The sequence below is a fragment of the Streptomyces sp. NPDC092370 genome, assembly GCF_044755265.1.
Classification (GTDB): Bacteria; Actinomycetota; Actinomycetes; order Streptomycetales; family Streptomycetaceae; genus Streptomyces.
Window position 1 is genome coordinate 267687 of the sequence record NZ_JBIVQO010000008.1, and the last position, 12623, is coordinate 280309.

15 protein-coding genes are annotated in these 12623 nt (G+C 69.4%); 9 read left to right on the top strand and 6 right to left on the bottom strand.

The genetic code is table 11. The annotated features are described in order from the left end of the window. The first annotated feature begins 26 nt into the window (after nucleotides 1-26). A complete protein-coding gene (locus tag ACIQHQ_RS24840) occupies nucleotides 27-1112 on the top strand; it encodes an NlpC/P60 family protein (RefSeq protein WP_402615129.1) in 1086 nt (361 codons plus the stop codon). Between the two features lie 21 nt (nucleotides 1113-1133). Here the strand turns inward: ACIQHQ_RS24840 and ACIQHQ_RS24845 are convergent, their stop codons facing one another. Next, complete coding sequence (locus ACIQHQ_RS24845; RefSeq protein WP_402615132.1) at nucleotides 1134-2003, bottom strand: hypothetical protein; 870 nt, start codon at nucleotides 2001-2003, stop codon at nucleotides 1134-1136. 74 nt (nucleotides 2004-2077) lie between these two features. Here ACIQHQ_RS24845 and ACIQHQ_RS24850 point away from each other — a divergent pair, with 74 nt between their 5' ends. The 4 genes from ACIQHQ_RS24850 to glmM all read left to right on the top strand — a co-directional run bounded on the left by ACIQHQ_RS24850 (nucleotide 2078) and on the right by glmM (nucleotide 5128). Beyond that, nucleotides 2078-2389 carry a hypothetical protein gene (locus ACIQHQ_RS24850; protein ID WP_402615133.1) on the top strand — a complete coding sequence of 104 codons (312 nt, stop codon included), beginning with the start codon at nucleotides 2078-2080 and terminating at the stop codon, nucleotides 2387-2389. Between the two features lie 217 nt (nucleotides 2390-2606). Next, nucleotides 2607-3050: a 50S ribosomal protein L13 gene (gene rplM / locus ACIQHQ_RS24855; protein ID WP_010036634.1), complete on the top strand. Its 444-nt coding sequence runs from the start codon at nucleotides 2607-2609 to the stop codon at nucleotides 3048-3050. 42 nt (nucleotides 3051-3092) lie between these two features. Beyond that, nucleotides 3093-3605 (top strand): 30S ribosomal protein S9, encoded by a 513-nt coding sequence (gene rpsI / locus ACIQHQ_RS24860; protein WP_004927169.1) that lies wholly within the window; start codon nucleotides 3093-3095, stop codon nucleotides 3603-3605. Nucleotides 3606-3769: 164 nt separating this feature from the next. Further along, nucleotides 3770-5128, top strand: a complete 1359-nt coding sequence (gene glmM / locus ACIQHQ_RS24865; protein WP_402615353.1) for a phosphoglucosamine mutase — start codon at nucleotides 3770-3772, stop codon at nucleotides 5126-5128. 123 nt (nucleotides 5129-5251) lie between these two features. On the opposite strand, the gene ACIQHQ_RS24870 is transcribed toward glmM, so the two are convergent. Together ACIQHQ_RS24870 and coaA are read right to left on the bottom strand one after the other, a co-directional pair. Further along, nucleotides 5252-6181, bottom strand: a complete 930-nt coding sequence (locus tag ACIQHQ_RS24870) for a DUF389 domain-containing protein (RefSeq protein ID WP_402615356.1) — start codon at nucleotides 6179-6181, stop codon at nucleotides 5252-5254. 31 nt (nucleotides 6182-6212) lie between these two features. After that, entirely contained in the window at nucleotides 6213-7181 is a 969-nt protein-coding gene (gene coaA / locus ACIQHQ_RS24875) for a type I pantothenate kinase (RefSeq protein WP_402615138.1), read from the bottom strand. Nucleotides 7182-7391: 210 nt separating this feature from the next. Between coaA and glmS the strand changes: the two genes are divergently transcribed. Then, entirely contained in the window at nucleotides 7392-9239 is a 1848-nt protein-coding gene (gene glmS, locus ACIQHQ_RS24880; RefSeq protein WP_402615141.1) for a glutamine--fructose-6-phosphate transaminase (isomerizing), read from the top strand. Here the strand turns inward: glmS and ACIQHQ_RS24885 are convergent. Continuing rightward, a complete protein-coding gene (locus ACIQHQ_RS24885; RefSeq protein WP_402615143.1) occupies nucleotides 9200-9421 on the bottom strand; it encodes a DUF397 domain-containing protein in 222 nt (73 codons plus the stop codon). The two genes, glmS and ACIQHQ_RS24885, sit on opposite strands and share 40 nt — an antisense overlap. 8 nt (nucleotides 9422-9429) lie before the next feature. Further along, on the bottom strand, nucleotides 9430-10281 hold the full coding sequence (locus ACIQHQ_RS24890) for a helix-turn-helix domain-containing protein (RefSeq protein ID WP_402615146.1): 852 nt from the start codon (nucleotides 10279-10281) through the stop codon (nucleotides 9430-9432). Between the two features lie 223 nt (nucleotides 10282-10504). On the opposite strand from ACIQHQ_RS24890, the gene ACIQHQ_RS24895 reads away from it, so the two are divergent. From ACIQHQ_RS24895 to ACIQHQ_RS24905, 3 genes are read left to right on the top strand one after another with little or no spacing between them, the layout of a single operon-like run. Continuing rightward, nucleotides 10505-10924, top strand: a complete 420-nt coding sequence (locus ACIQHQ_RS24895) for an ATP-binding protein (RefSeq protein WP_402615149.1) — start codon at nucleotides 10505-10507, stop codon at nucleotides 10922-10924. Between the two features lie 43 nt (nucleotides 10925-10967). After that, nucleotides 10968-11885, top strand: a complete 918-nt coding sequence (locus ACIQHQ_RS24900; RefSeq protein ID WP_402615152.1) for a hypothetical protein — start codon at nucleotides 10968-10970, stop codon at nucleotides 11883-11885. Between the two features lie 58 nt (nucleotides 11886-11943). Further along, nucleotides 11944-12315, top strand: coding sequence for a holo-ACP synthase (locus tag ACIQHQ_RS24905; protein ID WP_402615155.1), 372 nt, complete (start codon nucleotides 11944-11946; stop codon nucleotides 12313-12315). 18 nt (nucleotides 12316-12333) lie between these two features. Here the strand turns inward: ACIQHQ_RS24905 and ACIQHQ_RS24910 are convergent, their stop codons facing one another. Further along, nucleotides 12334-12606: a hypothetical protein gene (locus ACIQHQ_RS24910; protein ID WP_402615157.1), complete on the bottom strand. Its 273-nt coding sequence runs from the start codon at nucleotides 12604-12606 to the stop codon at nucleotides 12334-12336. Nucleotides 12607-12623: the final 17 nt, after the last annotated feature.

The window sequence follows — 12623 nt, forward strand, 5'->3', positions numbered from 1 at the left end:
GCGACCGACAACCCAGGAGAGAACACATGGCAGGGAAGAAGAAATCGAGGCCGGTCCTCTCCGGCCTCGTGGTGCTGGGGCTCGTCGCGACCTCCGGCTACCTCACCGTGGAGCTGCGCAAGCAGGAGGACAAGGGCGTCCCGGAGATCACGAACGTCGGCGTGCTGGACGGTTCGGACCGGGCCGGCGGCGCGGCGCAGACCCGTGACAAGGGCGGGGAGAGCTGGTCCCGGCTGGAGAACCCCGCCCGCTCCGTGCTGCGCGGGTCCGACGGCCAGGTCAAGGCGGTGTTCACCGACGGGGCGCGCACCGCGACCCTGGCCGGACCGGCCCGCACCTTCGCCGAGCCCTCGTCGACGAGCTCCAAGGTCTCCACGACGGACTGGGTCCGCCTCATGCCCGAGCCCTGGAAGAAGGGGGCGGACCAGCAGAAGTGGTTCAAGGACTGGTACGCCGAGTACAAGGCCAGCAAGGAGGACGACCTCCTGGCCATCGCCTTCCAATACGTCGCGGGCGCCAAGGAGAAGAAGGACGAGCAGGGCGCCGTCTACGCCGGTGACGCCAACTTCGGCCCCCTCAACACGAGCGGGGACGAGGGCGGCGACCTGCGCCTGGAGCAGTCCGACTTCTACGACTACCTCGGCGTCCCGTATCCCTTCCGGGACGGCGTGATCGGGCAGCCGGAGACCGCGCGCGCCCGGTCGATCGACTGCTCGGGCTACATGCGGATGATGTTCGGCTACCGCGCCCGCTACCCGCTCATGTCCTCGGACACCTCGGGCGACGGCCTGCCGCGCACCGCCAACGGCATGGCCCGCTCCAAGCAGGGTGCCGACATCCTGCCGCTCAGCGGCATATCGCCCAAGGACCGGCCCACCGGTATCGACCAGCTCCAGCCCGGGGACCTCGTCTTCTTCAAGCTCGACACCCGGACCAAGGAGCGCCTGGACCACGTCGGCATGGTGCTCGGCTACGACACCGAGGGCCACCTGCTCTTCGTCTCCAGCCGCGAGGAGGTCAACGGACCGACCATCGGTGATGTCGGCGGAGTGTCCCGGCTCGACGGCAACGGCTACTACGCCAAGACGCTGCGCAGCGCGAAGAGGCTGTGACCGGCCCGCGGCGGCGGGCGGTCACCCCTCGGCCGCGGCCGAGGCCTGGGCCTCGCCCCGGCGGCGGATCTGGTTGAACGTGAACTGGGCCAGGTCGTCCCCGGTCTTGTAGACCGCGGTGTCCTTGGGCGTCACGTCCTTGCCGTTGGTGAAGCCGGCGTTGGTGAAGTAGGCGTAGCGGCCGTAGGAGTTGCTGGTCGTGCGGCAGAAACCCGATTCGCAGAAGGGCTTGACGCCGCCGCCGGAGAGCGACTTGACGAAGCTCCTCTTGTCGGTCTGGCCCTTGGCCTTGAGGGCCTGTGCCTCGGTGTCGAAGACCGCCACTCCGACCGTCACCGCGATGCCGTCCTTGACGTAGGTCACGCGCATCAGGCGCGTGCAGCCATGGGCGGTGACGACCTTGGGGAGGGTGCCTCCGGCCGCCGAGGCGCAGTTCCTCGTGTCCGCCGTGGGGCCCTTCTTGTAGACCGTCTCACCCATGGTGAGCTGGGTGCCCGGGAAGAGGGTGGCCGGACTGAGCGGGGCCTTGTCCTTCTTCGCGCTGTCGATGAAGTCCTTCGGGTCCAGCGGGGGAGGGGCGCTGGTCGGGGCGAACGACGGGGCCGAGGCGGACTGGCTCGGGATGTCGGCCGACGGCAGGGAGGTCGGGGTGCCCTTGTTGTCGCCGCCCGCCGAGACGACGGCCACCGCGACAGCGGTGCCGACCGCGACGGTGGCGAACGCGCCGCCGCCGATCAGCAGCAGCCGGCGTCGCTTGTTGCGGGCCTCGGAGGCCTCGGCGAGCGCCGCCCAGTCCGGAGACTGGCCGCCCCCGCTGGTCCAGGGCTGCTGCGATTGTGGTTTCCAGGGATCCCACTGGGACGGAGGTCCCCCCTGCTGCCCGTAGCTCATGGGCCGCATCTTAGACGGGGCAAGGGGTGTGCTGGTCCGCCCGGATCGGTTCTCCAGCCCTTAGCGTTCCTCCCATGCACACGGGCAAAGGCGACATCTCCGGGTGGTTGGGGCGACTGCTGCCGGCCGTGGTGCTGCTGGTGTTTCCGCCGTCGTGGCAGGGCCTCGCGGCCGGGGTGTGGCCGTCGGTCGTGGTGGGTGTGCTGCGGGGGTTCGGTCGTCCGCGCGGTGGCCGTTCCGTGGTCCGGTGGTGCGCCGGGGCCGCCGTCGACGTGCTGCTCTCCCCGGTCGTCCCCTGGGTCCGGCCGGTGCGGCGCAGGACGCTGCGGAAGGCCGTCACGGTCTGTGCCGTCCTGTATGTTTCGGTGACCGAGCGGCTGCGGTGATACCGCGTTTTGACCCTTGTGGTGTACCCCGGTATTCTGCTTGTTCGTTGTGTATTGGCTTGCTCATTCTCACGGGACGGGCCCTTACACCGGTCCACCGGGCCGATGACCAGCGACCCCACGTACGCGGTATGCGTCGCCGCAGTGCGGTCCAGGCTGTCGTGATCGTTTCGGTGACCAGTTATGGACCATTCACTCGAAGCGAAGGCTACGAACCGTGCGTACGTACAGCCCCAAGCCCGGCGATGTGACGCGCCAGTGGCACGTCATCGACGCTCAGGACGTTGTCCTGGGTCGTCTCGCCACCACTGCCGCGACGCTCCTCCGGGGCAAGCACAAGCCGATCTACGCGCCGCACGTCGACGCTGGTGACTTCGTCATCATCATCAACGCCGACAAGGTGCACCTTTCCGGCAACAAGCGGACCCAGAAGATGGCGTACCGCCACTCCGGCTACCCGGGTGGTCTGCGCTCCGTCCGTTACGACGAGCTGCTCGACAAGAACCCCGAGAAGGCCATCGAGAAGGCCGTCAAGGGCATGCTTCCCAAGAACACGCTGGGCCGTCAGATGCTCTCGAAGCTGAAGGTCTACAAGGGTGACCAGCACCCGCACGGCGCGCAGCAGCCGCAGCCGTACGAGATCACCCAGGTCGCGCAGTAAGTCCGGCCACCCCCTAAGACTGAACAGAATCTGAGGAGAATCGTGGCCGAGACCACTGCCGAGCAGCCGCTCGAAGAGCTTGACATCGACAGCTACACCACCGAGTCCGAGGTGCCCGTCGAGGGCGAGTACACCTCGGAGTCCATGGCCTCCCGCTTCGGCGAGCCCCAGCCGGCCGCCGGCCTGGGCCGTCGCAAGAACGCCATCGCCCGCGTCCGGATCGTCCCGGGCACCGGCAAGTGGAAGATCAACGGTCGCACCCTCGAGGACTACTTCCCGAACAAGGTGCACCAGCAGGAAGTCAACGAGCCGTTCAAGGTTCTCGAGCTCGAGGGCCGCTACGACGTCATCGCCCGCATCGCCGGTGGCGGTGTCTCCGGTCAGGCCGGTGCGCTCCGTCTCGGTGTCGCCCGTGCGCTGAACGAGGCGGACGTCGACAACAACCGCGGTCCGCTGAAGAAGGCCGGCTTCCTCAAGCGCGACGACCGTGCGGTCGAGCGCAAGAAGGCCGGTCTGAAGAAGGCCCGCAAGGCTCCGCAGTACAGCAAGCGCTAATCGCGTCGCCTGTCCTTGCGACTGGCTTCGCAACGATCGCCCCGGCGGCACGGACGTGCTGCCGGGGCGGTTCGTTTACACAACCCCTACAGTTCCCGGACAGGCTCAAGGGATGTACTGGGGGTGTGAGCCGCATTCTCTTCAGCAATTCGGAGGACACCACTGTGGGACGACTCTTCGGCACGGACGGCGTGCGCGGTGTCGCCAACGCGGATCTGACGGCGGAGATGGCCCTCGGCCTCTCCGTGGCCGCGGCACACGTACTGGCCGAGGCGGGCACGTTCGAAGGACACCGGCCGAGCGCCGTGGTCGGGCGTGACCCCCGTGCGTCCGGGGAGTTCCTGGAAGCCGCCGTCGTCGCGGGCCTCGCCAGCGCGGGCTTGGACGTCCTGCGGGTCGGCGTGCTGCCGACGCCCGCCGTGGCGTATCTGACCGGAGAACTCGGTGCCGACCTCGGTGTGATGCTCTCCGCGAGCCACAACGCCATGCCCGACAACGGCATCAAGTTCTTCGCCCGCGGTGGGCACAAGCTCGCCGACGAGCTGGAGGACCGGATCGAGTCCGTCTACGAGGAGCACCGCACCGGCGCCCCGTGGGACCGCCCGACCGGCTCCGGCGTGGGCCGCGTACGCGAGTACGACGAGGGCTTCGACCGGTACATCGCGCATCTGCTGGGTGCCCTGCCGAACCGGCTCGACGGGCTGAAGGTCGTCCTCGACGAGGCGCACGGCGCCGCCTCCCGGGTCTCGCCCGAGGCGTTCCAGCGGGCCGGTGCCGACGTCGTCACCATCGGGGCGGAGCCGGACGGGCTCAACATCAACGACGGGTGCGGTTCGACGCACCTGGACAAGATCAAGGCCGCCGTCCTCGAGCACGGAGCCGATCTGGGCATCGCGCACGACGGGGACGCCGACCGGTGCCTCGCCGTCGACCACACCGGCGAGGAGGTCGACGGGGACCAGATCCTCGCCGTGCTCGCCCTGGCGATGCGGGAGCGCTCCGCGCTGCGGTCCGAGACGGTCGTGGCCACCGTGATGTCCAACCTCGGGTTCAAGCTGGCCATGGAGCGCGAGGGCATCCGGCTGGTGCAGACCGCCGTCGGCGACCGGTACGTGCTGGAGGAGATGAAGGAGCACGGATTCGCCCTCGGGGGCGAACAGTCCGGGCACGTCATCATCCTCGACCACGCGACGACCGGGGACGGAACGCTGACCGGGCTGCTGCTGGCGGCCCGGGTCGCCGAGAGCGGGCGTACGCTGCGCGAACTCGCCGGGGTCATGGAGCGGTTGCCGCAGGTGCTGATCAATGTGCCGGACGTCGACAGGTCCCGGGTGGGGACGTCCGCGGAGCTCGCGACGGCCGTCGCGGACGCGGAGCGGGAGCTGGGGGCGACCGGGCGGGTGCTGCTTCGGCCCTCCGGGACCGAGCCGTTGGTGCGCGTGATGGTCGAGGCGGCCGATATCGAGCAGGCCCGGTCTGTCGCGGGGCGGCTCGCCGACGAGGTGAAGTCCGCGCTCGGTTAGGGAAAGCGGCGGGGGCTGCGATCGTCTGCGGGCCGCGGGTTGCTCGTGGCTCGTCGCGCCACGCGGCGGAGCCGCCCGTGGACACGGCCCCGCGCCCCTGAGGGCGCTGCCCCCGGTCCCTTTCTAGAGCCGCCGGCGTTGCTTCCCCCAGAACCACTTCTGCGCCAGCAGGGTCAGCGTCCCGGCCAGGATGATGCCCAGCAGGTTCAGCAGGAGCTGCTGGGTGGAGCCCCAGGTCTGACCCATGTCGCCGTAGCTCAGGGCCACCGCCGCGTTCGCGGCGGCCGGGATCGTGGTCACCGAGATGGCCACCCCGACCAGGGCGCCCGACTTGGCGGAGGTCAGGGAGAGGGTTCCGGCGATTCCGGCGAGGACCGCCACGACGAAGGACAGCAGGTCGGGGGCGTAGATGAAGCCCGTGTTGGGCCGGTCGGCTTCCAGCCGGGCCTCGGTGAACAGGCCGACCGCGTCCATGAAGAGGCTGAAGCCGACCGTCGCCGCCATCGCCGCAGCGAAGCCCGCCAGCAGGGCGATCAGTGAGCGCAGCGCGAGGCGCGGCCGGTGGCGCACGATCGCGGTGCTGAGGCCGGCGAGGGGGCCGAACTCGGGGCCCACCGCCATGGCGCCCACGATCAGGATCGCGTTGTCCAGGACCACACCGCAGGCCGCGATCAGCGTGGCGAGCGTGATGAAGGCCAGGTAGGTGGCCGAGAGGGTCGACTCCTCGTGGGTCGCCTCGGTCAGCTGCTCCCAGAGCACGGCGTCCGCGCCCTCGCCCGGGGCGTCCGCCTCGGCCTGGTCGGCCCGCTCCGACAGGGACAGGTCGATGGCCTCGACGGCGATCGAACCATCCGTGTCGATCCCCACGTCCCGCAGCCTGGCGAGCAGTTCGTCACCCGCCTCTCGTGCCACGTCGCACATCACCACGTCCCCCGCGGGGTCGCGGGCGGCGCCCGGCAGCACGACGAGGTGGGTGGTACCGACCGTCTTGCCGATGAGCCGCAGCACCTCGTCGGTCTTCCCGGACGGTGTGATCAGACGCAGATGGAGCATGGCGCTCATCCAACCCGCTTTTCTCCGGACGTCACAACTTGCGCAGGCTGAGCCGCTGCACCTTGTGGTCCGGGCCCTTGCGCACGACGAGGGTGGCGCGGCCCCGGGTGGGGGCGATGTTCTCCACCAGGTTGGGCCGGTTGATGGTGCGCCACATCGTCCGGGCGTAGTCCAGGGCCTCCTCCTCCGAGACCTGGGTGTACTTGCGGAAGTACGAGGACGGGTTCTGGAAGGCGGTCGCACGCAGCTTGCGGAAGCGGCTGAGGTACCAGGTCTCGATGTCCTCGACGCGGGCGTCGACGTACACGCTGAAGTCGAAGTAGTCGGCGAGACCGACGCGGGTGCGGCCGTCCTTGCCGGGCAGGGCCGGCTGGAGGACGTTCAGGCCCTCGACGATCAGGATGTCGGGGCGGCGGACCGTGAGCCTCTTGTCCGGGACGATGTCGTAGATCAGGTGGGAGTAGACGGGCGCGGTGACCTCGTCCTTGCCGGCCTTGATGTCGGCGACGAAACGGGTCAGGGCGCGGCGGTCGTATGACTCCGGGAAGCCCTTGCGGGACATCAGGCCGCGGGCCTGGAGCTCCCGGGTGGGCAGCAGGAAGCCGTCGGTGGTGACCAGCTCGACGCGTGGGTGCTCGGGCCAGCGCGAGAGCAGCGCCTGGAGGAGGCGGGCGACCGTCGACTTGCCCACGGCGACCGAGCCGGCCACGCCTATGACGAACGGGGTGCCCGACTGGGAGCCCTTTTCGCCCAGGAAGGTGTTCAGCGCTCCTCTCAGGCCGTCGGTGGCGCCGACGTAGAGGTTGAGAAGCCGGGACAGCGGGAGGTAGATGTCCCGCACCTCGTCGAGGTCGATCACGTCGCCGAGACCGCGCAGCTTCTCGACCTCCTCGGCCGTCAGTGGCAGCGGCGTCTTGTCACGCAACGCGCTCCACTCGGCTCGGGTGAGGTCGACGTAGGGAGTCGCCTCCGGGCGGGGCCGGTGGGCGCTCCGGGGCATCGAGGAGACCGGAGAGATCACAGTCCATTGTGACGGGCGTACGAACGGATGGTGAGGTGGGATCCGTCACGCGGGCTCTTCTCTCGCCCCGGGAAGGCGGAAACCGGCCGGGCCTCTCGCGGGCTGAGGGGTTCGTACCCCGGTGGGAATTTCCGATTCCGGGCACGCTTCGGCCGGTTCGGCGCGGGAATCGCCCCTAAGCTGCCGCCCATGTGTGGAATCGTGGGATACGTGGGGCCGCAGTCCGCGCTCGATGTCGTGATGGCCGGGCTGAAGCGGCTGGAGTACCGGGGGTACGACTCGGCGGGTGTCGCCGTCCTGGCCGACGGCGGGCTGGCGACGGCCAAGAGGGCCGGCAAGCTCCTCAACCTGGAGAAGGAACTGGAGGGCAGGCCGCTGCCGACCGGCGCGACGGGCATCGGGCACACCCGCTGGGCCACGCACGGCGGGCCGACGGACTCCAACGCCCACCCGCACATCGACAACGCGGGACGGGTCGCGGTGGTGCACAACGGCATCATCGAGAACTTCGCCCCACTGCGGGCCGAGCTCGCGGAGCGCGGCCACGACCTGGCCTCGGAGACGGACACCGAGGTCGTCGCCCACCTGCTCGCCGAGGAGTTCTCCTCCTGCGCGGACCTCGCCGAGGCGATGCGGCTGGTGTGCCGGCGGCTGGAGGGCGCTTTCACGCTGGTCGCCGTGCACGCCGACGAGCCGGACGTGGTGGTGGGCGCCCGGCGGAACTCGCCCCTGGTGGTCGGCGTGGGTGAGGGCGAGGCCTTCCTCGCCTCGGACGTCGCCGCGTTCATCGCCCACACGCGCTCCGCGATCGAGCTCGGCCAGGACCAGGTGGTGGAGCTGCGCCGGGACGGCGTGACGGTCACGGGCTTCGACGGCCGCTCCGCCGACGTGCGCTCATACCACGTCGACTGGGACGCGTCGGCCGCCGAGAAGGGCGGCTACGACTACTTCATGCTCAAGGAGATCGCCGAGCAGCCCAAGGCGGTCGCCGACACGCTCCTGGGCCGTATCGACGGGTCCGGTTCACTGACCCTGGACGAGGTGCGGATTCCCCCGCGGGTGCTGCGGGAGATCGACAAGGTCGTCATCATCGCCTGTGGTACGGCCTTCCACGCCGGGATGATCGCCAAGTACGCGATCGAGCACTGGACGCGGCTGCCGTGCGAGGTGGAGCTGGCGAGCGAGTTCCGCTACCGGGACCCGATCCTGGACGCGCAGACGCTCGTCATCGCCATCTCCCAGTCCGGCGAGACCATGGACACGCTGATGGCGCTGCGGCACGCCCGCGAGCAGGGCTCCAGGGTGCTGGCGATTTGCAACACCAACGGTTCGACGATTCCCCGTGAGTCGGACGCGGCGCTGTACACGCACGCCGGGCCGGAGGTGGCCGTCGCCTCGACCAAGGCGTTCCTGACGCAGCTGGTGGCCTGTTACCTGGTCGCCCTGTATCTGGGCCAGGTCCGGGGCACCAAGTGGGGCGACGAGATCCGGGCGGTGGTCCGCGACCTGTCGTCGATCGCCGGTGCGGTGGAGCAGGTGCTCGGGACCATGGAGCCCGTACGGGAGCTGGCGCGCTCGCTCGCCTCGAAGGACACCGTGCTGTTCCTGGGGCGGCACGTCGGCTACCCCGTGGCGCTGGAGGGCGCGCTGAAGCTGAAGGAACTGGCGTACATGCACGCCGAGGGGTTCGCGGCGGGGGAGTTGAAGCACGGGCCGATCGCCCTGATCGAGGAGGACCTGCCGGTGGTCGTGGTGGTGCCGTCGCCGCGCGGGCGGTCGGTGCTGCACGACAAGATCGTTTCCAACATCCAGGAGATCCGGGCCCGGGGCGCGCGGACGATCGTGATCGCGGAGGAGGGCGACGAGGCGGTGGTGCCGTACGCCGACCATCTGATCCGGATCCCGGTCACGCCGACGCTGCTTCAGCCGATGGTGGCGACCGTGCCGTTGCAGGTGTTCGCCTGTGAGCTGGCCACGGCCCGGGGCAACGAGGTGGATCAGCCTCGGAACCTGGCGAAGTCGGTGACGGTGGAGTAGTCGGCCTTGAGGGCGTCGACGAAGGCGGTGAAGGCACCGGTCGGGACGGTGACAGTCGCTCTGGCCGGGGTTTTTGAGTCGCGGATGGCTATGTGGGTGGGGGCCGGGGCGATCTCCACGCAGGAGTCGCCGTCGCCAGGCCCTGAATAGGATGACTTTCGCCAGTTGCCGGTGGTGTCCATAGGGCGCCTCACAGCTCCTTAGCCAGCCTGTGGATGAATTCGCGGGACCGCTCGGCGTCGAGCGACACCGACTCCACTTTACGGAAGAGCGTTCGAAAGGCGGCGAGCTGGGCTTCGGAGTCGATGAAGGCGGCGCCTTGCGGCCCGTCACGTACGACTGTGTCGAGCTTGGGGACGGCGCCGCCTGCGTACGTCATGGCGCTCGCGGCTCCGGCGAAGTCCTCCAAGTCGAAGGGGATGACGCGCACGGTCACGTCGTCCGCTTCGGAGAGTTCGAGCAAGTGAACGAGTTGGGCTCGTGAGGTGGCGCGGTCACTGACCATGATGCGCAAGGCCGCCTCGTGAATGACGGCTTCGTAAGGCTTGGGAGCAGGGCCGTTGAGGATCACCTTGCGCTGCATCCGGTGCCGGACGCGCAACTCGACTTCATCCTCCGGGAGTTCGGGGATCCTGTAGGCGAAGACGGCGCGAGCGTAGGCCTCGGTCTGGAGCGGACCTGGGATGTACAGGAACTGCGCCTCCCGTAGGAAGGTGGCGTGGTGCTCCAACTCGGCGAGGGCGAGGAAGGGTGTGGGCAGCAGCCCCCGGTAGTCCTCCCACCAACCGCGTGTCCGATCGGTTGCCACCGCAACCAGAGCGTCGATGAACACCTCGTCCGTGCACACGTAGTGGGCCGCCAGGCGGCGCAGGCGCTTCGCGCTCACCCCGGCGAGGCCGGCCTCGATCTGGCTGATCTGCGGGGCGCTGACCCCGAGTAGGGCCGCCGCCTCGCGGGCTGTGAGACCCGCTGCGTCGCGGAGTCTTCGCAGTTCGAGGGCCAGGCGCATCTGTCGCGCGGTTGGCTCGCTCCTCAGTGCCATCGCTTGCCTCCCAATGCGCCTGTCAGCGCGACTCGTTCGGGTGTCAGGGTATGCGATCGGCTTGCAGAACTTAAACAGTAAGACCTACTGTCCGTGATGCGACGCACACGCTGCGGATTGCCGGGGATTCCGGAAGCGCACCGCCCCGTCCTGCCGTGACGGCTGCGGCAATGACACCGCCCCTCATGACCTCAACCCTCCACTCTGGAACGGGAGTTCACGCATGCCTGAATGCGAGTCCGACGGGCCCTGGGAGTACACCCTGTACATCCCGAACGACCTGCGTGCCGTCACGGTCAGTCGCCGTACTCTCCGCCTGATCCTCACGATGCACGGGCTGATCCGCCTGGGTGACGTAGCCGAGCTGCTGGCGGCCGAGCTGGTCTCCAACGCCGTACGTCACACCAAGGGGCCCGCCGCCCTGCGCGTGCGATGGTCGGCCGGGGTGCTGCGCATCGGGGCGTGGGACGCCGACCCGGAGCCACCCGGGCCGCCAGGGTCGTTCGAGCGGGCCGCCGACTCCGAGGAGGGGCGGGGACTCGCGCTGGTCCGGGCGTGTTCCGACCTGTGGGGCTGGCAGCCGCTGACGAGAGACGGCAACCGGGGCAAGTACGTGTGGTGCGAGCTGACTCCGGCTGCGTGAACGTTTTCCCGGTGCACACATGGTCACATCAGCTCACGAGGGCATGCATCGCATCTTTCAGGAGCGGCCCGAGATCCTGGCTCCCGTGTTCGGGGTGCTGGGTGTCCCGTTATCCGCGAAGGCGACCGTGGACGCTGTCACGACCGACGTGACGGAGGCCCGGCCGTTGGAGCGGCGTGTGGACACCGTGCTGCGCATCGGCCCGTCCGATGGCGAGGACTTTCTGCTCGCGATCGAGTCGCAGTCGGGCAAGGTCGCCGGCAAGGAGCGGAGCTGGGCGTACTACGTCGCCTTTCTCCAGGCGAAGTACGGCCTGCCCGTCCTGCTTCTCGTGGTCTGCCAGGACAGAGCCACAGCCAAGTGGGCGGCCGGTCCCTTCGACTGCGGCACGCGGGGGTGGACGGCACAGCGAACCCACCCGCTGGTCGTCGGGCCGGAGAACCTGCCGGTGATCACGGACACCCGGACCGCGGCGAAGAACCTCGCGCTGGCCGTGCTTTCGGCCCTGGCGCACGCCCGCAGTGCCGACTCCGACGCCATACTGAATGCGCTGACGACCGCCCTTCATGAGACGCGCAAAACGGACCCTGAAACCGCCGACTACTTCTACGACTTCCTGGAAATCAGCCTGGGCGACAGCCCAGCCGGAAAGAAACTGAAGGAAATCATGTCGTTCGTCAACTACTTCCCCGGCCGGGGGACGGTCCGCGAGACGGCCTACCTCGAAGGCAAGGCAGAAGGCAAGGCGGAAGGCAAGGCCGAGGGGGAGGCCAAGGGCGTCCTGTACGTTCTGGAGGTGCGCGGTATCCCCGTACCGGACTTCGTACGCGAACGTGTCACGACCTGCAAGGACCTGGAGCGTCTCGATGCGTGGCTGGAGCGTTCCCGCACCGTCGCGCGCGCGGAGGACCTGTTCGTCGAGGACCCGGAGGTTCCGGGGGCCGGTCCTGAACGGGCTTGAGTCGACCTGGTCGCCGGTGAGCGGTCCGCAGGTGTCGGAGGGCCCGTAGAGTGCCCGGATGAGCATCATCGGGGTCGGAATCGACGTCGCCGAGATCGAGCGGTTCGCGGCGTCGCTGGAGCGTACGCCCGCGCTGGCCGAGCGGCTGTTCGTGGAGCGGGAGCTGTTGCTGCCCAGCGGGGAGCGGCGAGGGGTGGCCTCCCTTGCCGCGCGGTTCGCGGCCAAGGAGGCCCTGGCCAAGGCGCTCGGCGCTCCGGCCGGGCTGCTCTGGACCGACGCCGAGGTGTGTGTCGAGGACAGTGGGCAGCCCCGGCTGCGGGTGAGCGGTACCGTCGCCGCCCGGGCCGCCGAACTCGGGGTGCGGTCCTGGCATGTGTCGCTGAGTCACGACGCGGGCGTGGCCTCCGCCGTCGTGATCGCCGAGGGCTGAGGAGCGGCCCGGGGCGCGTCAGGACATGGCCCAGACGAGCGTCGCCGTGCCGATGACGCCGACGGTGCCCAGGGTCGCACCCGCCGCCGCCGACCAGAGCCGGCCCGTGCCCTTGCGGGCGTAGTGGACACCCATCGCCCCGAAGGTCACCGCGAGCGCGCCGGCCAGCAGCGAGAAGGGGATCAGGAACGCCCACGCGGTCACGGCCGAGAAGGCGCCGAGGATCAGGGCGGTGGGGCCCAAGGCGGTGGCGGGGCTGTCTGCTTCGTTGAGTGCTGCCGAACCGGTCATGCTTCACCGCTCCCCGT